The organism is Lentibacillus salinarum, from assembly GCF_042679865.1.
GTDB classification, from domain to species: Bacteria; Bacillota; Bacilli; order Bacillales; family Amphibacillaceae; genus Lentibacillus; species Lentibacillus salinarum.
This window is the reverse complement of the sequence record NZ_JBHTNH010000029.1, coordinates 129335-154122: the sequence shown is the minus strand read 5'-3', so window position 1 is coordinate 154122 and position 24788 is coordinate 129335. Positions and strand designations below refer to the sequence as shown.

General features: G+C 43.0%; 25 protein-coding genes and 6 tRNA genes. 4 read left to right on the top strand and 27 right to left on the bottom strand.

The window, feature by feature from the left end:
• Window positions 1–79: 79 nt before the first annotated feature.
• From ACFQ4A_RS15390 to rpmG, 8 genes are all read right to left on the bottom strand, one after another.
• Complete coding sequence (locus tag ACFQ4A_RS15390; protein WP_382402210.1) at window positions 80–2005, bottom strand: LTA synthase family protein; 1926 nt, start codon at window positions 2003–2005, stop codon at window positions 80–82.
• 170 nt (window positions 2006–2175) lie between these two features.
• Window positions 2176–3135 carry an ROK family glucokinase gene (locus tag ACFQ4A_RS15385; protein WP_382402207.1) on the bottom strand — a complete coding sequence of 320 codons (960 nt, stop codon included), beginning with the start codon at window positions 3133–3135 and terminating at the stop codon, window positions 2176–2178.
• Window positions 3132–3344, bottom strand: a complete 213-nt coding sequence (locus tag ACFQ4A_RS15380; RefSeq protein ID WP_382402205.1) for a YqgQ family protein — start codon at window positions 3342–3344, stop codon at window positions 3132–3134. The genes ACFQ4A_RS15385 and ACFQ4A_RS15380 overlap by 4 nt, the downstream gene beginning before the upstream one ends.
• A gap of 97 nt (window positions 3345–3441) precedes the next feature.
• Window positions 3442–4998 (bottom strand): rhomboid family intramembrane serine protease, encoded by a 1557-nt coding sequence (locus ACFQ4A_RS15375; RefSeq protein WP_382402203.1) that lies wholly within the window; start codon window positions 4996–4998, stop codon window positions 3442–3444.
• A gap of 91 nt (window positions 4999–5089) precedes the next feature.
• Window positions 5090–5281, bottom strand: a complete 192-nt coding sequence (locus ACFQ4A_RS15370) for a hypothetical protein (protein ID WP_382402201.1) — start codon at window positions 5279–5281, stop codon at window positions 5090–5092.
• A gap of 66 nt (window positions 5282–5347) precedes the next feature.
• Window positions 5348–6361: a ThiF family adenylyltransferase gene (locus ACFQ4A_RS15365; protein WP_382402199.1), complete on the bottom strand. Its 1014-nt coding sequence runs from the start codon at window positions 6359–6361 to the stop codon at window positions 5348–5350.
• Window positions 6362–6955, bottom strand: a complete 594-nt coding sequence (locus tag ACFQ4A_RS15360) for a 5-formyltetrahydrofolate cyclo-ligase (RefSeq protein ID WP_382402197.1) — start codon at window positions 6953–6955, stop codon at window positions 6362–6364.
• 117 nt (window positions 6956–7072) lie between these two features.
• Window positions 7073–7222: a 50S ribosomal protein L33 gene (gene rpmG / locus ACFQ4A_RS15355; protein ID WP_029271012.1), complete on the bottom strand. Its 150-nt coding sequence runs from the start codon at window positions 7220–7222 to the stop codon at window positions 7073–7075.
• A 180-nt stretch (window positions 7223–7402) separates the two neighbouring features.
• Between rpmG and ACFQ4A_RS15350 the strand changes: the two genes are divergently transcribed.
• Both ACFQ4A_RS15350 and ACFQ4A_RS15345 read left to right on the top strand, forming a co-directional pair.
• Window positions 7403–7636, top strand: a complete 234-nt coding sequence (locus ACFQ4A_RS15350; protein WP_382402195.1) for a hypothetical protein — start codon at window positions 7403–7405, stop codon at window positions 7634–7636.
• 9 nt (window positions 7637–7645) lie between these two features.
• Window positions 7646–8173: a hypothetical protein gene (locus tag ACFQ4A_RS15345; RefSeq protein ID WP_382402193.1), complete on the top strand. Its 528-nt coding sequence runs from the start codon at window positions 7646–7648 to the stop codon at window positions 8171–8173.
• Window positions 8174–8218: 45 nt separating this feature from the next.
• Here the strand turns inward: ACFQ4A_RS15345 and phoU are convergent, their stop codons facing one another.
• The 16 genes from phoU to ACFQ4A_RS15265 all read right to left on the bottom strand — a co-directional run bounded on the left by phoU (window position 8219) and on the right by ACFQ4A_RS15265 (window position 21154).
• Window positions 8219–8875: a phosphate signaling complex protein PhoU gene (phoU, locus tag ACFQ4A_RS15340; protein WP_382402191.1), complete on the bottom strand. Its 657-nt coding sequence runs from the start codon at window positions 8873–8875 to the stop codon at window positions 8219–8221.
• A 14-nt stretch (window positions 8876–8889) separates the two neighbouring features.
• The gene (gene pstB / locus ACFQ4A_RS15335; protein WP_382402189.1) at window positions 8890–9711 is read right to left on the bottom strand and encodes a phosphate ABC transporter ATP-binding protein PstB; all 822 of its coding nucleotides are present in this window, start codon (window positions 9709–9711) and stop codon (window positions 8890–8892) included.
• Window positions 9712–9728: 17 nt separating this feature from the next.
• Entirely contained in the window at window positions 9729–10604 is an 876-nt protein-coding gene (pstA, locus tag ACFQ4A_RS15330; RefSeq protein WP_382402187.1) for a phosphate ABC transporter permease PstA, read from the bottom strand.
• 1 nt (window position 10605) lies between these two features.
• Window positions 10606–11472, bottom strand: a complete 867-nt coding sequence (gene pstC, locus ACFQ4A_RS15325) for a phosphate ABC transporter permease subunit PstC (protein ID WP_382402486.1) — start codon at window positions 11470–11472, stop codon at window positions 10606–10608.
• A gap of 400 nt (window positions 11473–11872) precedes the next feature.
• The gene (locus tag ACFQ4A_RS15320) at window positions 11873–12871 is read right to left on the bottom strand and encodes a PstS family phosphate ABC transporter substrate-binding protein (RefSeq protein WP_382402185.1); all 999 of its coding nucleotides are present in this window, start codon (window positions 12869–12871) and stop codon (window positions 11873–11875) included.
• A 440-nt stretch (window positions 12872–13311) separates the two neighbouring features.
• On the bottom strand, window positions 13312–15363 hold the full coding sequence (locus ACFQ4A_RS15315; protein ID WP_382402183.1) for a peptidoglycan D,D-transpeptidase FtsI family protein: 2052 nt from the start codon (window positions 15361–15363) through the stop codon (window positions 13312–13314).
• 72 nt (window positions 15364–15435) lie between these two features.
• On the bottom strand, window positions 15436–16707 hold the full coding sequence (locus ACFQ4A_RS15310) for an MFS transporter (protein WP_382402181.1): 1272 nt from the start codon (window positions 16705–16707) through the stop codon (window positions 15436–15438).
• Window positions 16708–16879: 172 nt separating this feature from the next.
• On the bottom strand, window positions 16880–17491 hold the full coding sequence (locus ACFQ4A_RS15305; protein ID WP_382402178.1) for a superoxide dismutase: 612 nt from the start codon (window positions 17489–17491) through the stop codon (window positions 16880–16882).
• Window positions 17492–17690: 199 nt separating this feature from the next.
• Window positions 17691–17766: transfer RNA gene (locus ACFQ4A_RS15300), tRNA-Phe, on the bottom strand.
• A 127-nt stretch (window positions 17767–17893) separates the two neighbouring features.
• Window positions 17894–17986: transfer RNA gene (locus tag ACFQ4A_RS15295), tRNA-Ser, on the bottom strand.
• Window positions 17987–17993: 7 nt separating this feature from the next.
• A tRNA-Ile gene (locus ACFQ4A_RS15290) sits at window positions 17994–18070 on the bottom strand.
• Window positions 18071–18109: 39 nt separating this feature from the next.
• Window positions 18110–18185 (bottom strand) — tRNA-His (locus tag ACFQ4A_RS15285).
• Between the two features lie 13 nt (window positions 18186–18198).
• A tRNA-Met gene (locus ACFQ4A_RS15280) sits at window positions 18199–18275 on the bottom strand.
• Between the two features lie 3 nt (window positions 18276–18278).
• Window positions 18279–18353: transfer RNA gene (locus ACFQ4A_RS15275), tRNA-Asn, on the bottom strand.
• 310 nt (window positions 18354–18663) lie between these two features.
• Window positions 18664–20289 carry a Na/Pi cotransporter family protein gene (locus tag ACFQ4A_RS15270; protein ID WP_382402176.1) on the bottom strand — a complete coding sequence of 542 codons (1626 nt, stop codon included), beginning with the start codon at window positions 20287–20289 and terminating at the stop codon, window positions 18664–18666.
• Between the two features lie 208 nt (window positions 20290–20497).
• Complete coding sequence (locus ACFQ4A_RS15265; RefSeq protein WP_382402174.1) at window positions 20498–21154, bottom strand: NfeD family protein; 657 nt, start codon at window positions 21152–21154, stop codon at window positions 20498–20500.
• Window positions 21155–21232: 78 nt separating this feature from the next.
• On the opposite strand from ACFQ4A_RS15265, the gene ACFQ4A_RS15260 reads away from it, so the two are divergent.
• Complete coding sequence (locus ACFQ4A_RS15260; RefSeq protein WP_382402172.1) at window positions 21233–21574, top strand: hypothetical protein; 342 nt, start codon at window positions 21233–21235, stop codon at window positions 21572–21574.
• 49 nt (window positions 21575–21623) lie between these two features.
• Here the strand turns inward: ACFQ4A_RS15260 and ACFQ4A_RS15255 are convergent, their stop codons facing one another.
• Entirely contained in the window at window positions 21624–22037 is a 414-nt protein-coding gene (locus ACFQ4A_RS15255; protein WP_382402170.1) for a hypothetical protein, read from the bottom strand.
• Window positions 22038–22199: 162 nt separating this feature from the next.
• Here ACFQ4A_RS15255 and ACFQ4A_RS15250 point away from each other — a divergent pair, with 162 nt between their 5' ends.
• On the top strand, window positions 22200–22484 hold the full coding sequence (locus ACFQ4A_RS15250; protein WP_382402168.1) for a DUF2624 domain-containing protein: 285 nt from the start codon (window positions 22200–22202) through the stop codon (window positions 22482–22484).
• A gap of 80 nt (window positions 22485–22564) precedes the next feature.
• On the opposite strand, the gene ACFQ4A_RS15245 is transcribed toward ACFQ4A_RS15250, so the two are convergent.
• Both ACFQ4A_RS15245 and ACFQ4A_RS15240 read right to left on the bottom strand, forming a co-directional pair.
• The gene (locus ACFQ4A_RS15245) at window positions 22565–23458 is read right to left on the bottom strand and encodes a deoxyribonuclease IV (RefSeq protein ID WP_382402166.1); all 894 of its coding nucleotides are present in this window, start codon (window positions 23456–23458) and stop codon (window positions 22565–22567) included.
• Window positions 23459–23472: 14 nt separating this feature from the next.
• On the bottom strand, window positions 23473–24786 hold the full coding sequence (locus ACFQ4A_RS15240; RefSeq protein ID WP_382402164.1) for a DEAD/DEAH box helicase: 1314 nt from the start codon (window positions 24784–24786) through the stop codon (window positions 23473–23475).
• Window positions 24787–24788 lie beyond the last annotated feature (2 nt).

The following is a 24788-nucleotide window of genomic DNA, read 5'->3' as shown; positions in this document are numbered from 1 at the left end:
ATGCCCTTGACGATCATACTTAATACCAAATAAAAGCTGATCCGGTCACAATCGGATCAGCTTTTATTTGGTCATTATGTTATTCAACACTTACGCCCTGAGAGTCGGTAAAACGGAACAAGTCACCATAGATAATCGTATCGGATAATTCGAGTTCTGTTTCCACTTGTTTCTCAATTGGGCCACACGGGTCATCGCTCTTACCGGCAGCGATATTTATCGTTTCTTCACTGTTTTCCCCCTGTTCGACAGGTTCCCCGGTCTCGCGTTCGTAACAGACGCCTCTGGCCGAAATATAGTCATCACTGATGAAGTCGCCATTTCTTAACCCGATATAGCCTTTACGATCTTCAATGAACATGTCATTACCGAAATAGATATCATTCTCATTAGAGACACCCAGCAGATGCAGCATTGTTGGCTTTACATCAATCTGGCCGGTGACTTTTGAGATAACCTTACCATCTTCATGGCCCGGTATGTGGATATACATGGGCACGCGCTGTAACTGTACATGATCATAAGGCGTAATCTCATCCTTGTCTAAATAATCACTCATCGCTTTGTTATGATTCTCACTGATACCGTAATGGTCACCCATTAAAACGATGATGGAATCTTCATACAGCCCGGCTGCTTTTAATTGTTTAAAGAATTGCGCCACCGCTTCATCCATATAACGGACGGTCGGAAAGAAATGATTAAGCGTATTGGATCCTGAGTCATATTTATCAATGGACCTGTCTTCCTCACTGAGCTCAAACGGAAAATGGTTGGTTAATGTTATAAATCGTGAATAGAATGGCTCTTCCATTGATTGCAGGTACTTAATGGACTGTTCAAAATATGGTTTGTCCTTCAATCCCCAGCCAACCGAATTTTCCTCATTGACTTCATAGGCCTCTTCACCATAAAAATGATCAACACCAAGCGTGTCATACATTTGATCGCGGTTCCAGAAACTTTTATTATTCGCATGGAAGGCAGCTGAATAATATCCCTCTTCCCCTAACATTTCTGTCAGTCCATGATAGTCATTTTGTCCATGTGTAAAGAATACGGCACCTCTGGATAACGGATAGAGTGAATTTTCGACCAGAAATTCGGAATCGGATGTTTTCCCTTGTTCTGTCTGATGATAAAAGTTCTCGAAATAATACGTGCTCTCATCATCGATTAAACTGTTTAAAAACGGCGTGACCTCTTCTCCGTTCACATCATTATTGATCACAAAACTTTGCAGCGATTCCAATGTAATGAAGATGACATTTTTGTCCTCGGCAATACCGTATAATGGTGACGTTTCATCTTTCCTGACTTCCTCATCAACATAGTCGTTAATCGCCGGCAATTCATTCCCATCCGCAAACACCCGCTGTGTTTTCACCTTAGAATGAACAGCTGCATCATAAACGTGATAATTGAACAACCCGATGTTTTTCACCAGATACTCGCGGTCAAACGCCCTTGTGAATAACTGCGGTCGTTCCATTTCAGCCAGGAAGAAGTTGCCCGCTAAGAGGAGGAAGGACATGGCCAGGGCAAAGACTTTCCCGCTCCTTTGGTAACTGACTGACATGGTTGTGGGATTTGTCCTGCTTACATACCAAATAATGGCCACATCCAGGAAAAATAGAATATCATATACTTCAATCAGTGTCAGAATACTTGATCCCAGATCTCCCATATTGCTCGCCTGGAATAATTGTGGTGCTGTAATGAAGTCATCAAATGAACGATAGAACACAAGATTAAAATAGACAATCAGTGTCCCGATCAATGCCGTGTAACGCAAAAAGCCCATTTGCCGTGATGGCTTTTTAAACCAGACACTGATAGCGAAAATCAAATACGCCGAAACAAGTGGATTAATGATCAGAATAAATTCCTGCATTTTGTTTTCCAATTCCAGGTTAAACATAAAACGATAGATGATATAAGTTTTAACCCCGAACAACAGTGCAGCCATAATATATAACGGGATTCTGAACCGTTTAAAGTCCATGTTACGTTCCTCCCAGTTCAGCCATTTATAAGTTTCAGGCATCCATTTCCCGGTACAAACATTCTGAAACACTTGCTGCCTGATTATATAACGTTTTGCCTCTCATAAACGTTTCATAGTGGTGACGTTAATGAAATGTATTTTAATAGAGTATGTCAAAAAAGTAAAGCCTAAAATGTCAAATGATCCAAACGCTGCCTGACTAAAAAGGCAGCACCAATCATACCAGCATCATTACCCAACCGGGCTGTTTTCAGCTCGCAAATATGCCGCACCCTTTTAAGAGCATATCGGCTGAAGGCAGCATCGATAAGCTTGACAAAGTCTTCACCGGCCTGTGATACGCCTCCGCCAATCAGAACTTTTGACGGATTAGTGATCGTCGCAATGTTGGCAATGATCAGTCCCAGAATATCAGCAGTATATGCAACAATTTCCTCGCAGGATTCATCACCGGCATCAGCCAGCTCAAAAATATCCTTTGTTGTCATGGTTCCATTCTGTTTATAGCGTGATACGAGCGGACTGTTTGGTTTCTTTTCCATTTTCTCCATAGCCTGGCGAACCATCCCGGTTGCCGAGGCAACTGTTTCAAGGCACCCTCTCCGCCCGCAATTACATAAGTAACCGTCAGGATCAATGGTTGTGTGCCCGATTTCACCAGCCATCCCGTTTTCACCGTCTACCATATCACCATTGACGATCAAGCCACCCCCGACACCTGTACCAAGTGTAAGGGCAATCAGATTTCTGGCATTTTCCCCGGCACCTTTCCAATTTTCACCTAAGACGGCAGCGTTGGCATCATTCGCCACAAATACTGGTAAGCCGGAGATGGTTTGTAATTCGTCAGCCAGTGCTACATTTTTCCAACCGATATTAACAGCTTCATAAACATAACCAGTTGAACTGTCAATAAAACCGGGTGCACCGATTCCAATACCTTTTATGACCGCCGTACTATCCAGCTTTTGGCTGACCGATTGCCAAATTTCCGGTATGATATAAGCTCCGTTATTGGCATGGTTGGTCGGTATCTCCCATTTATCCATAATATGGCCATCGGGATCCATTATGCCAATTTTAACAGTCGTTCCACCAATATCAATGCCAATAATTGATGTCATCATTCGTTCGCTCCTTTTTCGCGACGCAGACGGGAAGCTTCCCCTCTCAGAAGCAGCAATGCCTCTTGATAGTCTTTCGCTTCAATACAGTAAAGTCGGTATAATTCCTTTATTTCGTCTTCCATCAGTTCCAAGTCGGCTAATCGGTCACCAACATAGATAATCGTTCCAAATTTTTTCAATAATTGTTGCACATCATAAATGGTCTTCACATAGATCACCAAATCTTATTATACCAAATCCGGATGGAAGAATGAATACGAAACCAACCCATTCATGTAAAAAGCCGGATAACATCATATTACGTTTCTATGGGTGATTTTCGATTATCTGCTCATACAATTGTTGTATGTCCTGGTTGTCAGGATCCAGTTCATGTGCTTCTTCAATGTGGTATGCCGCCTTATCCTCTAAACTTTGATTCCCATACAGGACCGCTAAATTATAATGCGCCTTCGCAAAGTTGTTGTTCAAATCTGTTGATTGCTCCAAATCCTCTACCGCTTGGTCGACCCTGTTCAGTTGAATAAAGGCATAAGACCGCTGAAACAATAAATGACTTTCCAATTCAGTATCGATGGTATCCGAGGTTTGCAGCCCCTTCGTCACGACATCGACGACCTCTTCATATTGTTCTTCTGTTATAAGCTGTTCCGCTTGCATCAGCTGATATGCCGGATTGGATCGATTATGCTCTGTACCATAAATAACGAGCCCAGCCATGATCAGCCCATATAGAACCAGGGCAGAAAATTGTAAACGTCTGTTTCTTTTCTTAGGCAGATTCAAAATGGCCGAAGCAATAAAACCTGCCAGTAACCCGCCCATGTGAGCCCCATTATCAACTTGTGGTACACTCAATCCAAATACGATATTGATACCGATAATTATCAGCAAATTCATGCCCATCGTTTGGAAAAAAATTCTTTTATGTACGCAGCCAAAAAACAACAGGGCACCGAACAACCCAAACAATGCGCCGGAAGCACCTGCCGAGACGCTAGTGGTAAAGGCGAAACTTGCCAGTCCCCCACCTATCCCTGCCAGAAAATAAATCAACAAAAACCTGACAGATCCATATATCCGTTCCACTAATGTTCCCAAATAATAAACAGCCAGCATATTCATGATCAGGTGAAGGAGTCCGATATGCAGGAACATGGAGGTGACAATTCGCCACCATTCACCATTTTCAATAATGGCTGGATTATATTTGGCACCAAACGCGATCAACGTCGCTGTTGAGGTGCTGTTACCAGTCAATTCAAGCAGCAAAAAGACAAGCAGATTGGCAGCCAGCAAAAAATAAGTCAGAAATGGCTTGCCGTATGAGAATATATTTCGGACTTCCCTTTCTTTCTGTGTCATCTGATCGGTCAATTTTGTCCGGCAACTGTTGAGCGTTGCTTCTTTATCCGATTCGGACAGGTTTTCCGCTGTATCCTGGAAAGAAGTCCCTAATGTATCCTGCAGTCTTGCCAGTTCTTCAGCTTTTTCGTTTTCGGATAAATAATAGACGTGCATCCTAATTGGATTTTTTTCATTTAACTGCAAGGGTTTTTTCAAAACGTGCCAGTCGTCTACGGGCGCATAGGTAGCAATGTAAATATTATGTATGTCGATGTGCTTTCCCCTGAGATGTTGTTTCATGGCTTTTACTTTTTGAAAAACCTGACCGATATCCCGCTTTAAATGATTTTTCCAGTCATAGCCACCATGGAATAAACGGATCACCTGTGATGTTTTGCCTTGATACCGTTCAAGCCATAATTCGTCTTGCTCATTAACGTATAATGGTTCAAAACCGTCTATGTCTGTCAGATGACAGGCTAATGTATACATCGTATAACGTTCGTCCAGGTGCATTCCTTATCCCCCTTGAAGCCATCATACCAGAATTCATATTTTCTTGACATATAAAAGAAGCTGCACGATGACAGCTTCTAAAGATGGTCGATTATTTAACCGGATTGCGCTGAAACAATGCCGGCATAATTTTCTCCCGAATCATCGGCATATTCATTGAGATTGTGACAGCCGCCTTGCGTAAAAAGCTGATGGCCAAAAGTGTGTTGATGATGCGATACCGCCACCTGAAAGCCATGACAATGATGCTCGTAAGCACCGTAAGTACTGTAAAGATTCGCATTTCCTGACACCCTTTTCTCATGTTGTGGTATGCATAGTTATCTTCCAAAGAGCATGAGATTATGCATCAGGAACCAATATAGCGATCATACCAAGTTCTTGCCTGTACACGATCTTCCGTTCCCTTGACAAGAACACGTCCGTCCTTAAACATGACAAAGTGGATGCCCTCCGGAAAAGATGCCTTCAATAAAAATGGTGTTCGTTTAACAGAGGCAACTTTCGCGAATTGCACTTCCCATTGTTCCAGGCTGATGCTGGATTTGCGATGAATCTGGACTGTGTCACGGCCGCATAAAACCGTTTCTTCATCGTTTGCGTTTTTTTGCAAGGCGGGAAACTTATGTTGCCGGCATGTGGGACAGTCCACATCAGACATGTTAAGCTTCATATCATAATCCCGGTTATACCAGACGTCAATGGTTTTTAATGTATTCCGCAGTGCCTGCTCGTTCCCGGTCAAATATTTTAAAGTTTCCGTCACTTGGAAGGAGGAAATCATATCGACTGCGGGCGAAATCACACCAACCGTATCACATGTCTGGCCATTTCCGGCCCCCTCCTTCGTTATACACCGCAAACAGGATGTCTTCTGCGGAACAAAGAAGGCCGTCAAGCCACGCGAACTGACAATGCCACCATAAGAAAAGGGAACCTGGTATTTAAAGCAGGCATCATTCAAAAGAAAGCGTGTTGAAAAATTATCGGTCCCATCCAGGACAACATCGACATCATTCAGCAGTTCATCTATGTTATCGACCGTGACATTCCCGACAATGGCCTCAACCACTACCTCGCTGTTTATTTTCTCTAGTTTATGTTTAGCCGCGACTGCTTTCGGCAAAACCTGTCGGACGTCTTCCTCATCAAACATCATCTGCCGCTGTAGATTACTTAGTTCAACATAGTCACGGTCGATCAGCCGAATTTTGCCAATACCTGCCCGCACCAAATGATTGCCAATAACTGTGCCCAATGCACCTGCTCCCACAACAAGTGCTGAACTGGCTGATAATCGCTGTTGTCCGTTTTCACCGATTGGTGCAAAGAGCATTTGCCGTGAATAACGGCTACTGTCCATTTAAACCCCTCCCTGTTGCAAAAAACCATTTTCCGTAATGATCGCATCGACAGGTATATCAAATGGTTCAGCCGGCAATTTTTCGACGACTTGGCAATTTGCCGCCAGGGCCAGTTTATCATGAACAAAATCTGTCAAAAAGCGGTCATAATAGCCGCCGCCGAAACCAACCCGGTAACCTTCCCGGTCAAACAGCAATCCAGGCACAACGAGCAAATCAATCGCCTGCTTCGCTACCTTTTCTGTTTTTTCGGGTATCGGCTCCCGTAGTTTGTAATAAACGGTCTCCAATTGATCATAATCATGAATGATATAAAAATCCATTTGACGGTTTTCAGGATGACATTTCGGCACACAAACCGTTTTTCCTTCTTTCCACGCTGTTTGAATGATCGGTTCTGTATTCCACTCCAATCCATGCGATACCGTGATACCGATAACATCAGCTTGCTGCCATACAGCGGACGAAACAAGATGGCCTGTCAGTGCCTCTTCAATTGATGCACGATCGGCATCTGGTATCGTTTGTAATCGTTGAATAATATGTTTCCGCAGTTCTTTCTTTTCCAATTCATCACCCCACTCTGACTGCATTATATACAATTCAGGCTTTATTGGAAATCATAGATGTTCAGGTTACGGTTAAATTTTCAAGCACCCATTTAAAAAAGGTTTCTGCCGGCATTCTGGCAGAAACCTTTTTAAATTTGGTTATTTTGTCTCACGATGCAACGTGTGTTTTTTCAAACGTGGGCAATATTTCATAAGCTCCAAACGTTCCGGGTTTGTACGCTTATTTTTTGTCGAAATATAGTTACGGTCGCCTGTTTCTGTACAAGCCAATGTAATATTAACGCGCATAATTTTCCCTCCAAACGATAAATGACTGCTTTTGTAAAGGTTTCTTATCACATTTCAGACCTTAACTATAATAGCAGATATCAGCAAAACATTCAAGATGGCGGATTGTAAAATTTTGATCATTTCTCTTTTTGATGATGTATGTTATAACTGTATTGATAGATTGGAGGGGAAAAAAACATGTTGTATGCGATTATTGCCATTATCGTGGTGGCAGTTGTCTTATTAATTTTGTCATTTTTTACGAACGATAAAATTGCCGATCTGGAAAGTGAATTGGAGCAACTCTCAATTTCGACGATGCAGGAAAATTATCAATTAAAGAAAAAGGTAAACATTCTGGAAGAGGAACTGCTGACAGACGACTTTTCCGATAGTATGATACATAATACGGACAATTATCCAGAAAGATAGGTGAACATGATGAAACAAACCATTCGTTCGTTTGCCTTTGGACTGTTAACTGCCGGCATTATCGTGCTTGGTGCGTTTTATTTCGCTGGTGAATCACAAACAGGTGCTGAAGAAATACCGACAGAGGATATGATCGAAATTGTTGAGTCAGAAGGTTATCACGTGCTGACCGAATCTGAATATATTGCCGTTTCGGTTGAATCAGACAATGAAAATGATTCGGGAGACAACAAGAATGAAGAAAATGAGGACGCGTCCGGTTCCGGGGAAACGGATGAAAACAATGACGCTGCCGACAACGAGGAAGATGACACGAATGATGAAGATGAACCAACGACCTATACGCTGACAATCGAATCAGGCGTGGCACCATCCGAAATCAGTCAGACACTTGAAGAAAATGATATTATCGACGATGCCGATGCATTGACACAGTATTTAGAGGATGAGGATTACAGTGAACTGGTTCAGCTTGGCGAATTCGAATTGTCGAGTGATATGGATCATCACGGAATTGCCGAAACGATTACAAATTAAGCTGTATTGCCAAGATGCAATACAGCTTTTTCTTTGAGGGACTCATCAATTTAATTTATACGACTCACCTTTTACAAGATATATAATACTTTCACCAATATTTGTAATATGATCAGCAAATCGCTCAATGTAGCGGGCGCTGAATGCCATTTGCATCACATATTGAATTTTCTCCGGGTTGGTGGCCGTTTCATTTAAAAGATCATGGATGATCGTTTCATATAAATGGTCGACCTTATCATCCATATCTGACAATTTGCCAGCAATGGAAACATCCTCATATTGGAACGCCCGCATAGCGGTTTTATTCATACTAACGGCCATATCCCGCATTTCTTTAATCCTTGGATGGATCGTCAATCGATGATCCTCACCAAGATGCAGCGTTGATTTGGCAATGTTTTTCGCATTATCAGCCATACGTTCAATATCGGTCGTTATCTGCAGAGATATGACAATCCTGCGCAGGTCTGTCGCCACAGGCTGTTGTTTGGCAATCAGCAAAATTGCTTGGTCCTTAATCGTGTGTTCCTGTTTATCGACAGCCCTATCTTTATCAATAACCTCGCTTGCCAATGCCTTATCCTGGTTATATAATGCATCAGCTGCTTTACGCAGGGCATTGACTGCTATATCCGACAGTTCCAAGATATCTTGTTTAATATAATTTAAATCCTCTTCAAACTGCTCTCTGCCCGCCATCAGTATCCCCCCTTTCAGCCGAACCGGCCGGTAATATAGTCTTCAGTGCGCTTGTCATCAGGATCCGAGAAAAGTTTATCGGTATTGTTGAATTCCATGACTTCACCATTCAGGAAAAATGCTGTTTTATCCGAAATCCTGGCAGCCTGCTGCATGTTGTGAGTCACGATTATGATACTATAATCCTGTTTCAGGTTCTGGACAAGTTTCTCAATCTTAGTGGTAGAAATTGGGTCTAATGCTGATGTCGGTTCATCCATCAAAATGACATCAGGTTCAATTGCCAGGCATCTGGCAATGCAAAGCCGCTGCTGCTGTCCGCCAGATAGACCAAACGCATTCTCGTTCAGCCGATCTTTTACTTCATCCCACAATGCTGCACCCCGAAGACTCTTTTCAACAATTTCATTAAGGACGGATTTCTTCTTGATACCATGCGTCTTTGGACCATACACAATATTTTCGTAAACTGATTTCGGGAAAGGGTTTGGATTCTGAAAAACCATCCCGACATCAGTCCTTAGATCTTCCACTTTATATTTGGGACTGAAGATGTCTTTCTCCTTGTATTTAATGCTTCCGCTCATTTTGACACTAGGTACCAGTTCAACCATGCGGTTCAGTGATTTGATAAATGTTGATTTTCCGCAACCGGATGGCCCGATAATCGCTGTCACCTTGTTTTCGGGAATCTCCATTTGCACGTCATAAAGGGCTTGATCGTTTCCATACCAAAGATTAAAATTCTCAATGGAATAAATCGTCTTTGTCTCTTCTTTATCAGGTTTCTTTGTATTGGGGATCGATATCTGTTTACTCTCTGCTGCAGTTGCCATCATATAACCTCCCATTATTAACGTTTCGAAAATTTATTCCGTATCAATACAGCAATCGAATTCATCAGCAATAACGCCAACAACAGTACAATAATGCCCGCTGAAGCGATCAGATGGAACTCTTCCTGAGGCCTGCCAGTCCAGTTGTATATTTGGATCGGCAATACCGTGAAACTTGACCAAATATTCTCCGGCAGATAAGCGACAAATGACAATGCGCCAATCATCAATAAGGGTGCTGTCTCACCAATAGCCCGTGACAAAGCCAATATGCTGCCGGTCAATATGCCAGGAATCGCTGCCGGTAATATCACTCGGCGCACCGTTTGCCATTTTGTGGCACCCATCGCGTAAGACGCCTCATACTGGTCATTCGGAATGGACCTTATGGCTTCCTGTGCTGCCACAACAATGATCGACAATATTAGCAGGCTCATGGTCAATCCACCGGCAATAACACTCCGACCCATCTCCAGCAGTCGTACGAAAACCGTCAGACCCAATAGGCCGAAAACAACGGAGGGGACCCCCGCCAAATTTGATATATTCATGCGTATAAACCGTGTAAATTTGCTTTCTTTTGCATATTCCTCAAGATAGATGGCCGTCCCGACACCCAATATTAACGAAATCGGACCGGTAACAGCCATTAGCCAAAGCGATCCGGCAATTGCTGCTTTTATCCCGGCTTCCTCCGGAAAACGGGAGGCAAAGCTTGTCAGGAATTGCCAATTCAAATAAGGTATACCTTCTGAAAATATCCGATAAAGCAAGATCGCCAGAACAACGATTCCAAATGCTGTAGCCAGGAAAAACAACTGTCGCATGATCTGGCTCTTAATGATTCGATTTTTCATTTTCTTTTGAACCAACTGCTTGTCGATCAAGTTCATATCAGTAATCCTCCTTGAAGCGGCGGGAGATATATTGTGACAGGAGATTCATCAGCAGTGTAAACAGGAATAGAGTCATTCCAACTGCATAGATGCTGTAATAAGTGGTTGATCCATAGGAGGCATCACCAAGTGTCACCTGCACGATATACCCGGTCATTGTCTGTATTGATTCCGTAACATCCGCGGTAAGTGTTGATGTTGAGCCAGCAGCAACCGACACAATCATGGTTTCACCGATGGCCCGTGAAATTCCTAGCACGAATGATGCGATAATCCCTGACAATGCTGCAGGAACAACAACCTTCAAGGCCACTTCCAATTTGGTGGACCCCATTGCCAAAGCACCTTCTCTAATGGAATTGGGAACGGAACTCATAGCGTCCTCAGAAAGCGAAGCAATCATTGGAATGATCATGACACCCACTATGATTCCCGGACTCAACGCGTTAAAAATCGGAAGATCGGAAATGAATACCTGCAGCAATGGTGTCACAAATGTCAATGCAAAGAATCCATAAACAATTGTCGGAATGCCGGCCAAAATTTCAAGGATTGGTTTGACAACTTTGCGCACTTTTTCAGATGCAAATTTACTCAGATAGATGGCTGAAGCCAGACCAAATGGGATGGCAACGACCATGGCAATCACTGTGATCAGCAAAGTTCCCGAGATCAACGGCAGAATGCCATAGCTCGCATTTTCACCGAAAGGCCACCATGTTGTCCCTGTTACAAAGTCCATGAATGGAACCAGGTTAAAAAACGTAATGGTTTCCACCAACAATGTAAAAACAATACCGATTGTTGTGAGTATCGATACAATGGCACAAACCAGAAAAAAGATGGGTGCCGCTTTTTCTGTAATGATGAGCAAAGATCGATTGGATTTTTTTGTTTCATCATTTCTTTAACGTTAACGGCCATAAACATATCCCTCTTTTATATAAAGTGAAACTTCATTCAGTGGGGCGCTTTTTCCCCACTGAATGTTAGTTGAACCGAATCGGGCATTTAAGGTTAGTTAGCCGCCGTTTTTTGGCGGGTTACTGACCATTACATGCGGGGTAAAGTGAAACTTCATCCAGTGTGGGTTTCTTTATTCCCACCGATTGTAGTTGAACGAATTAGGCGTTTACTGGCTGCCCATCTCCCACTTACAATATCGCGAGATAAACTAAACTGATATGAATATCATGACAAAGATCTGTAAGTGAGGAAAGGTATTGTAATAAGCCTCCCCTCACATTTTCTTTTAAAACGCAGGATTACTGTCCTGCAATTTCATCCAGTGTCTGCAGTGCTTGTTCATAGTCACTGTCAGGTTTTGCAACATAACCAACATCTTCTGCTGCTCGGCCTACATTTTCCAGTGTATATTTTGCAAAATTGTAGACTGATTCATCCTGCAACGCTTCATGCTTCACATAGATGAATAGTGGTCTTGAGAAAGGATTATATTCACCTGATTGAACAGTTTCCTGGCTTGGTGTAACTGCTTCACCATTATCGTTTACAATCGGAACTGCTTTCAGTTTATCCGTGTTTTCAGCATAGTAAGCATACCCAAAGTAACCGATAGCATTTGGGGAGCCTGTTACACCTTGTACAAGCACATTGTCATCTTCAGACAAGGAAGCGTCCTGCCGGATTTGTCCTTCCTCACCTAAAACGACTTCACTGAAATAGTCAAATGTACCGGAATCTGCACCAGGGCTGTAGAATTCGATTTCTTCTTCAGGCCATCCTTCCCTGACATCGGCCCACGTTTCGACATTGCCATCTACTGACCACATTTTATTCAATTCTTCAATTGTCAGCTGATCGACCCAGTCATTTTCCTGATTGACCACAATTGACAAGCCGTCAAGTGCTACTTCAAATTCAGTGTATTCAATGCCAGCATCTTCAACTGCTTGTTTCTCTTCTTCTTTAATCGGACGGGAAGCATTGGATATATGTGTCTCACCTGCAGCGAACTTCTCAAATCCGCCGCCGCTTCCGGAAGTACCGATGTTCACACGTGCATCAGGATTTTCCGTTTGTGATTCTTCAGCTACAGCTTCCATAATTGGGAATACAGTGGATGATCCGTCGACCAGAACTTCTGTGGTTCCACCGCCGGAGTCAGCATTTTCTTCACTGTTTCCTCCTTCAGCATTTCCACTCTCTTCCCCATTATCATTTCCTTCTGCATTGCCGCATGCTGCCAGTAATACGAGTAAAAATGCCAATGCAAGTGTTACAAATAAAGACCTTAACTTCATTTAATAAGCCCCCTCTTACGTTGATTTGTCAGGAAAAGAATCATGTTTTCCCCTCCTGCAGTTCCTATCATAACGCATGAGTGTTAAGCCTCTATTAATTGACTGTAAAAATAATGTAAAGTTACTAGATTAATTGACTAGTTTCTTCTATCCCTATAATCGAATTCAGAGCATGAAAAGGGGCATGAAATTTTAAAAAATTCATGCCCCTTTTTTGTAATTTATTTCGATTGTAGATATAAAGGAAGCTTCAATAAGTGAGGGTGTTACTGCTGTTAGATACAGATGAATTTGGGAAAAGGATCATCGCACTACCTGTTAGCGACTGTTTACCGGCTATTTGGACACAGTCGGGATTTACACCCTATAGCGTACGTGCTGCCACTCACGAAAAAGCCCAAACACTTTTATAAGCGTTCAGGCTGACTGAGAGATTTCAATTATTCTTCTTCATCATCCTGTAATTCAAAATAAGCGTCTAAAATACCTTTACCGATTTCATGGTTAATATTATTACCTTCGCGAGTAAATGGTACTATAAGCGCAAACGCGACTTCCGGATCATCATAGGGTGCATAGCCAACAAGCGCCAGATTTTCCGTTGAAGCGACGAATCCATCTTCATCATATTTATCATACTCAGCTGTCCCTGTCTTTCCGGCCGCGTCATACGGTTTGTCGGCAAAATGCCCGGAAGCTGTGCCATTCGGTGATTGGAAGACCCGGCGGAATCCTTCCTGAACACGCTCAATTTCGCTGTCGCTCATTTGAATTCTGTTCATATACTCCGTATTAAAACTTTCGTGTACCGGTCCCAATCCTTCATCGTGTGGAACAGGGTTACGGATTTCTTTCATGAAATGCGGTCGGACACGATAACCCCCGTTGGCGATGGTTGATACATATTGCGCCATTTGCATCGTCGTATAAGTGTCGTACTGGCCTATCGCCAAGTCAAGGATCTTCCCAGGTTCATTTGGCCCTGGATAGCCAGTTGATTCCTGCGGGAAGTCGATACCGGTTCCAACACCCAAGCCGAATTGGCCGAAATAATTGCGCATTTCCTCGAAGGTGCCATCTCCAATAGGTAATGACTGGTTCTGTTGAAAATCGTAGACACCACCTATGCGCATGGCGATATTAAACATGTAAACGTTGGACGATTGTTCCAACGCTTCAAGGTCATTAACCCACTGCAGATTTTTCCAGGAACTTTTCTCTGGTGTATCCTTAACCTTAATCGGTTCATCATAAAATTGCTTTCCGGGCTCAATCACACCTGACTGGTACCCTGCCAGTACCGTGGCCCCCTTTACAGCTGATCCGGGTGCGTTAGCATTGTAAAGGGTCGCTGTTCCATTATTGATAAACTCATTTTCATCATGGTCATAACGCTGACTGCCGGCTGCCAGGATTTCACCGGTGTTCGGATCCATCATGACAGCCATGGCGCTTTCCATATGCTTGTTTTCGTTAGGGTACTTTTCGATTGCCGTTTTTAATTCTTCGCGGAGAACCTTATCGACTTCCTGCTGCAGCTCCATATCAATCGATAGAACCAGATCTTTTCCACGCTCACCTTCGACAACGACATCAGAATCGACAACCGTCCCATTACTGTCCGTTGTGTATTGAATTTTTTCCTTGCGGCCGCGCAGGGCGCTTTCATATTGTTGTTCCAGACCACTGTTGCCGACCCGGTCATTTCGGCTGTAACCGCGCGTCAAGTAATAATCCTCTTTCGCTCTTGGAATTCCCTGGGTTTCGGACGTGATGGTGCCGGCAAAGTTACGGAATGTTTTATCATATGGATATTCCCGGTTCCAGTCGGTGGTTGCATTGACACCCGGGAGTTCGTCCAGCCGTGCCGATACACGCGCAAATTCCTCAGGTGTAACATCATCGTTTTTAATGACTTGCGGTGTCAAAGCCATGGCTTTATCCATTTCTTTTTTTATGGCGATGACTTCAAGTTGCTGCTTGGAATAATCATCCACCTTGTCTTCATCAATGCGCTCAAGTATTTCATCATATGCCTCACCATTGTCCATTTCCTCTGCCTCTTCCTGTGACAGCAGACTTTCAGCTTTCTCTGTGTTGTTTAAGTACCAGTACTCCTGTCTATCCCGCTCGGTAATGCCATCTAAATAGGTATCCGAATCCATCGAAATATACTCGGCCAGCTTCTCGGCAACATCCAGTCTGTCTTCAGCTTGTGTCCCTTTTTCCGGGGTGTAAGTGATCGAATATTCTGCATCGTTTCCGACAATCAAGTCACCATTACGGTCGTACATTTTGCCGCGGGGTACCGGGACTTCAGTATAATCATTCGTTGTCCGCTCAATTTCAGCCTGAAATGCTTCCCCGTTCAAAATCTGGACGACTCCTAACTGAAGCACTAATACCGAGAACAGTAAAAAGACAATAAAAAATAATATATTTAAACGAAAGGGAAGTTGGGCTTTCTTCTTTTTTTTCTTTTTTAATACCATTAGTCCTCACCCTAAGCCTATAACAGTTATACGTTACATTATATCATTTATACGGCTGAATTCTAAGACCTTTTACCGATTTTTTTCATCAGTTACCGGCTCATTTGTAATGGTATCTTTTTTGCCTGCACTCCCCAAATAAATGTTTTTGACAAATAAATAAATGAACAGGTGGCCGAGGCCGAACACAGCAAGTAAATACGGGATAATGGTTTCTGCTGACAAAAGGGTAATGGCGATCAGGAAAATGACGATGGCCGTCACTCTGCCGATGTTGACAAACAATTCCCTGACAACAATATATTCAACACGCAGTTCCTTCGCTTTACGTGCCTTTCCGATGACATCATACGTTAAGGAGGCGTAAGGAACGTTTACAATCGGGTACGCAATTCCAATCAAAGCAGCATAAATCATTAGCTGCGTATAACTGATACTAAACAAAATGATGTAAATGGAAAAATATAAAATCAGCGCACCGGTCAGGATCGCTTTTTTCCGTAACGATGGCTTCACCCACTTTGTCACAATGAAATAAAACACAAAGGACAATCCTGATAGAAATAAATTAAACATCCCTAAAGCAAATTCGCTTTGAGTGGTGATAAACACCCAAATGGAAATGACGAATAAAAAGATACCTTCCCGGAGTCCCTGTGTTACATGGGCATTTAGAATTCTTCGCCAGTTTTTATTATGTCCGCGTTCCATCAAGACCCGCTTAAAATGAAAAAGACCTTCTGCCTGACGCCGCTTCAGGAAAAAGCTGCACACGACGGCTCCAATGAACAGAATGAACGAAATCGTAAATATAACGCTGTACCCAATGTTCTCTTTCATAGATGCAATGATGGTACCAGCAAGCAGCGGTCCAATCATACCCGCAAATGATTGCAACACGCCGAGAAACCCATTAAAAAAATCCCTTGACTCGGGTTCGGTTATCTCAAACGTCAAAACATTAAAAGCAAGCCAGTAAAATCCGAAGCCAATGCCCAGCACACTACCGAGCATAAAATTATACGTGGCAGCTTTCTCGGCAATCATCAGGACACTTAAAAAAAACAGGGATAAAAATATCACCCCTAAACGCAAAACAATCACACGATCAACTTTCTTTGCAATTTTTCCTGCCACTATAAAGGTAAGGGGCTGGAATAAATAAATCCCCAGATTATAAAAGGCGATGGTCACATAGTCCCCTGCCTGCTTCCATAAATATATATTGACAAAGGTGTTGGAAAGGAAAATACTGAGCGAATACAGTCCGCCGATCACCAGGAGTAAAATGAGGTCCCGGCTTATTTCGATTTTGCCTGCCAATTTTTCCAAACTTTTGTGCATATCGATGCTCCTTTTCGTTCATTTATAGTGTGAGCAATTCGGACTCAGATATGCAGTGTTCGGAACATGTAAGCGTGGAACTTTATCTGTAGGCTGAAGGGAAAGAAACGGCGGAAATCAGGCACTAACAGAAAAGACACGGGAGTGTTCCCGTGTCTTTCGATAAGTCATATTACTTTGCTTCGTTATAATTTTTCTCAACTTCATCCCAATTAACAACGTTCCAGAATGCGGCAACATATTCAGGACGCTTGTTTTGGTATTTTAAGTAGTAAGCATGCTCCCAAACGTCCAGCCCTAAGATAGGCGTTTTACCGTCCATAAGTGGTGAATCCTGGTTTGGTGTGCTGGTTACTTCCAAATTGCCATTATTGACAACAAGCCAAGCCCATCCGGAGCCAAAGCGCCCTTTGGCGGCATTTTCAAATTCTTCTTTGAATTTATCAAAGCTGCCAAATTTTTCATTGATCTTGTCTGCTAGTTCACCTGATGGTTCACCGCCACCATTCGGTGACATAACTTTCCAGAATAGACTGTGGTTAGCATGTCCACCGCCATTGTTGCGGACAGCGGTACGAATGTCTTCAGGCACAGCATTAAGATTACCCACTAAGTCCTCAAGTGACTTATTCTCAAGGTCTGCTTTGCCTTCAATTGCAGCATTGAGTTTTGTTACGTAAGTATTATGATGCTTCGTGTGGTGAATGTTCATGGTTTCTTTGTCAATAGTCGGTTCTAAAGCATCGTAGGCATATGGTAGTTCTGGTAGTTCGAATTTTGCCATTTTGAATGTCCTCCTTTAATATTCATTATCAAAAGGATTGAATATTCAACCTTTATCTTTAGCCTATCAGAGCATTCCTGCATATGCAAATTAAACGCATCTTTACAGGCATTCAGCTGATAAGGCGCATCGTATTATTCATTTTCCCGTTTTCTTTATATGTAAAACAAAAAAACAAGCGATTCAGCTTGTTTAAAAATGGTGGCTCGGGACGGAATCGAACCGCCGACACACGGATTTTCAGTCCGTTGCTCTACCGACTGAGCTACCGAGCCGTATGATGTTTTAGTTCGTTATTTAGTTCTCGCAACAAATGATACTTCGAAGCTTACTCAAGATGCTTGCGGCCAGCTATGATTTACAATGTCTGTCGTCTGACTTCCGACTTCTCTTCATTATGTATGGAGGAGGTAGAGGGATTCGAACCCCCGCGCGGTTTGACCCGCCTGTCGGTTTTCAAGACCGATCCCTTCAGCCAGACTTGGGTATACCTCCAGTTTAGTGGTGGACCCTGCAGGATTCGAACCTGCGACCGATCGGTTATGAGCCGATAGCTCTGACCAGCTGAGCTAAGGGTCCACATCGTTCCTAGATAATTAATGACTAATGAATGGCTTATGGGGCGACCGGTGGGGATCGAACCCACGCGTGCCGGAGCCACAATCCGGTGCGTTAACCACTTCGCCACGGCCGCCATCTATTAGATTTGGTAGCGGCGGAGGGGATCGAACCCACGACCTTACGGGTATGAACCGTACGCTCTCGCCAGCTGAGCTACGCCGCCACATGGCTCCACAGGCAGGATTCGAACCTGCGACCGATCGGTTAACAGCCGATTGCTCTACCACTGAGCTACTGTGGAATAATCTGATTTGTCCTATCATTGCAGTATAACCTAAATCGTGTTGTGTTCCATTTTAATCAGCGACGAAATATAATTTATCATGTCCGACAAAATCTGTCAATCATCTGGTCTGAAGATTTTTATGTAAAATAAAAGCACATCAAACGATGCAAGCGACACTAAACATTATAGCATGTTCACCAAGGGGTTTCAATAAGAAAAACCGGTAAATTCAAACCGCTGTTAAATCCCGTACATATTGTGCCTATATCGTTTGAACGAGACAAGAAACTGTAAAAGAAAGAGGTGTAAACACCTCTTTCTTTAACTATTCACCCAAAACAGCTTCTGCAATATTTGAAGCGTGATCCCCTATCCGCTCCAGATTGCTGATAATATCAACAAATACAATTCCTGCCGATCCGGTACAAAGCCCTTCATTCATTCGAATAATATGCTTCTTGCGATAAGTGCGTTCCATTCTGTCAATTTGATCTTCTTTTTGGACGACAGCCAAAGCTTCTTCGCGATCCATATTTTCCAGTGATTTCACAGCCTGTTTGACAGTCAGAATCGTTAAATCAAACATGTTATTCAAATCTTCTTGGGCTTGTTCTGTCAAATAAACTTTATTGGATATTTTATAATCAATCAATTCAATTATATTTTCAAAATGGTCACCCATTCGTTCAACGTCTCGTACAGCATCCATTAATACTGTATGTTTCGCACCTTCTATTTCAGACATGGATTCCCCGGATAATTCCACCAGATAATCTGTAATTTTTCGGTCAAGGTTATTGAGTGCTCCCTCGACTTGCATCGATATTTCCGAATGCTTCTGGTTTTGTGTGGTTAAATATAAATTCGTTTCCTCGAGCCCTTTAGACGCGTATTCACCCATGCGGATGATTTCCGCCTTTGCCTGATCCAATGCCAATGTGGATGATTGCTGAATAAAAATCGGGTCCAAATGTTTCGGTTTATACTCAATGATTGCGTCGTCGCCTGGAATCATTTTCGTTACGATCCATGCGAGTGTCCCAATGAACGGGAATTGAATGATAAGGTTAGCTAGGTTAAAACTTCCATGGGCAAAGGCAATCGTCATTTCCGGGTTCAGGTCAATGACAGACTGCAAATATGCAACATACTGGCTGAACAAACCAAGAAACAGTATAACAATAACAGCACCCGCCAGATTAAAAATGACGTGAACATATGCCGTCCGTTTCGCTGCAACAGTAGCCCCAATTGACGCCAGAACCGCTGTAATGGTTGTCCCAATATTATCACCGAACAATACAGGCAAGGCAGCTTCAAGCCCAATGGCACCCTCAGAATATAAACCCTGGAGAATACCAATTGTGGCCGTTGAGCTTTGGACAATAAATGTAAACAACGTTCCGATGACAACACCTAAAATGGAATGCTCACTCATACTTAGCGTCAGATCCTGAAATGCTTGTACTTCGCGTAGTGGTGACATGCCACCACTCATTAATTCCAGTCCAAGAAATAATGCACCAAAGCCAAAAACTGTCTGTCCCACATTATTAACTTTTTGATTATTAAAGAAAAATAACAAAAAGCACCCCAGTGCCAGGATAGGCAGTGCATACTCGCCGATGTCAATTCCAATGATAAAAGCCGTCACCGTTGTTCCGACATTGGCTCCCATGATCACACCGATTGCCTGCCTGAGGGTCATAAAGCCGGCATTAACCAGACCGACCGTTAAGACAGTCGTACCGGAACTGCTCTGAATTAAAATTGTGACCACTATACCGGCCAAAACTCCCAGGAACGGATTGCTGGTCGTTTTGTCAAGTATATCTCGCAGCCTGTCACCGGCGGATTTCTGCAAGCCTTCCCCCATATATTTAATACCCAGCAGGAAAATACCCAATCCGCCGATAAATTCAAACAACAGTGTCTGCACATCGATATCCAAAGATTATTCCACCCTTCGAACCATGCTGAAATCTGTCACATACCTTCCCCATTATTAAAGCAGCCGGGATGTTTTGTAAAGGATGTCCTGCAAAACTTAACATAAAATTTACATTCCTATATCATTTAGTCGTTACCCGAATGACGATTGTTTCATTCCGGAACAACGCGATTAATGTTTTTTCGCCCAAACAAACACCCATGAACCATTAAGATCCATGAGTGATGCTGTGTTCATTATCGTTTTTTTCGACTAGAATTTTTGTCCCATCAACGTGAACCACTTTAATGGCACTGTCCTTAGGAATCCATTCAGCATTTGAAATGGCGCTGTAATTTGTATGATTGATCCGTACTGTTCCGACCGGGCGCAAATCGCTCAGGGTTACCCCTTGCTGATCAAGGAGCTGTTTATAATTCTGGTTCAGGGAATTATAACCCTTGTCTTTCGTCAATTGATCCTTTAACGTTATTTTGGACCACATATCCCTGCGTTTAAACACCTTTAAAAATAGAAACGATGACGCACCGCCAACCATGACACCGATAGCCGCATACATGCCGGCAAATATATTGGGTGCAGCCAATGCAACCGCCACGAGCATAGAAGCCAGACCGATTGTCGCAAGTGTACCGTCATTAACGACCTTGCCATCAATAATAATAAGTAATATTCCGACCAGATAAATAATAAGCATCATAATAAAAGAGCCTGTTTCCAGGTAAGCTGAAAAATAGACCGTCATTAATCCAATACCGATAAGCCCAAAAATGCCCCGCATATTGACAAGCAGCTCACCAATCAGAAACAAGGTACCGAGTCCGGTCAATACGACACCGATCCAGTCCATTGCAAAAATAGCCATTACCATACCTCCCCTGATCCCTTTGCGTTATTATACGGTTGAGACAGACACTTGGTTTCATGTTAAGGGGTTAAAATGATGAAGAAAATAAATAAACCGCTTTTTTATACTTTTATCCTGCTATTCCTGATAAGTGTTCATAAGGATTTAACCGTTGGAACGCCCTTAAATAATGATACGGATGGGCAAAATGAGCAAAACCTTAAAATGTCAGCGGAACAGGAAACGATAACCATTATCAAAGTTCAAGTGCAACAAGGTGATACCGTGTTATCCATTGTTGAGGCTATTAATCAGCAGCGTAATCACGTGAATCAATTGGATATATCGCAAGTGTTATCCGACTTCAGAACCCTGAACCCTGGTGTCGAACCACTCAACATTGAAACCGGAAATTATTATTATTTCCCCGCCTATTAAACCCATCATTTTTACCATGAGAAAGGGGGCTGAATTCAGCCCCCTTTCACTAAACGTATGGAAGAACAAACAGTGTAATCAGGATGGAGATACCACCTGCTATAATTGCCGTATTACCAAGCGTCTCCGAACCGCGGTTTCTTGACACAAAGCCCATAATGATCCCTGCAGCACCGAGGATAATTGGCATCACGAAATACGACACAATGGATAATGCCAGTGCAATCCATCCAAAAGCACTGTTGGCCTCTGTGCCGTTGTCTTCATCTGAATCAACGACAGGCTCATCAACATCATCGACCGTCATTTCGCTGGCAAGTTCCTCATCCCGCCGGCTGCGGATGTCTTCCACACGTGGTTGGTCACCATCAAAATTCGTTGCAACCATGTCATCCGTGTCCGGTTGTTCTTCAAGCTTCGGACCGTTTTCTGAACTGTCCAGACGGCGTTTGTCTTCATCCATTGGTTAGACCTCGCTTTCCTGAATGAGGTGCGTTTATAGTTTATGGATGGTTAACAAATTTACATCTGGTAGTTAGTGGAAATATTTTTAGTTCAGGACAAGTTCATTTTACGAAAACTGTGCATATAGTAAGTAATAAATCATGCTAAAGGGGTCGAATATATGTCAACCTTTATCAAACAAATGGTCAATAAAAAAATCAAGCAGCTGACGCCCGACGAACTGCTTCACTATGCACAGCAATACAATTTTTCCATTAGCCGGGAACAAGCAAAGGCTATTACAGCTTATTTGCATCAAATCGACATCGATCCATTTGATCCGGGTTTTCGAGCCAAAATGTTCAAAGAGCTGGCACGTATGACGGATAAGAATACCGCGGATCAGGCGCAGTCATTGTTTCAGAAAATCATCAAATCCTATGGCATTGAAGCGTTATTTAAATAAAAAAGAGAGCAGGGAACCAGCATCACGCCGTTCCGTGATCCCTTTTCCTGCTCTCATTTCCAGCAAAAGCCAACAACCACTCACTGATTCATGATCTTTTCTTTTAAATCTGGATCAAATTCTCCATTTTTAATCATGTCAATTTCAAATTTATAAGGTGGTTTCCTGTTTTTCTTATCTTCTCCGACAAAAGGGGTTTCCAATATTTTAGGCAGCTGTTCCAATTGCGGGTGGGTGATCACATGGTGGAGCGCTTCAAAGCCAATATGGCCGAATCCGATGTTTTCATGGCGGTCTTTATGCGCGCCCTGTTCATTTTTACTGTCATTGACATGGATGACTTTCAATCGATCGATCCCGATAATATTCTCAAATTCATTCAGCACCCCGTCAAAATCGTTAACAACGTCATAACCGCCATCATGAATATGACACGTATCGAGACAGACCGACAATTTTTCATTATGGGTGACCCCATCGATAATCTTGGCCAGTTCATCAAATGTCCGGCCAATTTCTGATCCTTTGCCTGCCATCGTTTCGAGTGCTATCTGGACATCTTTATCCTTTTCCAGCACTTCGTTTAAGCCTTCAATAATTTTCCCGATACCTTTATCGGCACCGGCGCCAACATGTGATCCCGGATGCAGGACAATTTGCCTGGCACCGATAGCATCCGTCCGATCAATTTCGTTGCGCAAAAAATCGATACCCAATTCAAATGTTTCGGGTTTAGTCGTATTACCGATATTAATAATATACGGCGCGTGAACAACGACATCAATGATGCCATTTTCGTCCATATGCTCCCTACCGGCTTCAATATTTAATTCCTCAACCGGCTTTCGTTTTGTGTTCTGCGGTGCCCCCGTATAAATCATAAACACGTTGGAACCGTATGAAGCAGCTTGTTCACTGGACCCTTTCAGCATCTTTTTACCGCTCATTGATACGTGTGAGCCAATTTTTAACATATCCTCACCCCAAATTATTTTCGCTTATCCTTTGATTTTTGGTTCATTTGTTTTTTAATTTTTTCCTGCTCTTTCTTCATTTTTTTCCTATATCCAGGTTTGACTTTTTTCGGCTTTTTTACCTTTTTCCATGCCTCTACATCCGTCTGATTTGTTTCTTTATAGCGGTGGCTGCGTTCTTGCCATGATTTGGCCTGCTGCCATTCCCCATTTTTAATATCCCAAAATGTAAAGACAATTCCTTTTTGCTGCAATTTGTCTATAAGTTGTGTATCCTGCACATCGTACAAACTGATGACGGTTCCTTCCATCCCTGCCCGTGCAGTTCTGCCCGCACGGTGTACATAGAAATCTTCCTCTTTCGGCAGCCGGGCATTAATGACGTGACTGACACCTTTGATATCAATCCCGCGTGAGGCAAGATCAGTCGCTACAATATACTGGTAACGCAGATTGTGAATCGCTTTAAGCGTCCGTTTCCGTTCCCTCGGTGAAAGACCACCATGGATAAGTCCGACAGTGAGCCCCTTTTGCTGCAGGGAAAGCGCTAATGCGTCAGCATCGTCCTTTCCATTCGTAAAAATGATGGCCAAATAAGGCTGGATAGCCTGAGAAATGTTAAGAATGATATCAGCGGCATCACGATGTTTAACAAAAATCAGCCGATGGTCCATTTTCTCTGGTGATAGTCGATCATCGAGTTTGACACGCAAGGGATTTTCCAGGTACTTCCGGTAAAAATGTTCCAACTGCTGCGGAATTGTTGCGGAGAAAGCAAGAATTTGCATCTCATCCTTTGTCCGCACGAGCAGCTGATCGACATCCTGAATAAAGCCCAATTCCAGCATCAGGTCTGCCTCATCAATGACGAAGGCCGACGCTGTGTAAATGGATAACGCCCCTTCCTTGACCAGGTCAAGGATTCTACCGGGTGTGCCGACAATGATATGTGGTGGCTCTTTCAGTTTATCCATCATCTTTTGCCTGTCCGTTCCACCGACGAGCAGCTTGGCGTTCCAGTCTTTCTCTCTGCCGGCATAGGTTATGATTTTTCTGACCTCATCATATATCTGCGTAGCCAGTTCCCGTGTTGGCGCTGTTATCACAAACTGAACTTCCCGTCTGGCTGTATCAAGCCGGTTGAATAATGGTAAAAGATAGGCATGGGTTTTACCGGATCCGGTATGTGATTGTCCGATCACACTTGTTCCTTTCAGAATCGCAGGCATCACCTGCGCTTGAATCTCAGTCGGTTCATGGAAATTTAACTGGTTAATGACGTCATTCATCTCCGGCTGAAATGAATATTGTTTGAAATAATTGCCCATAT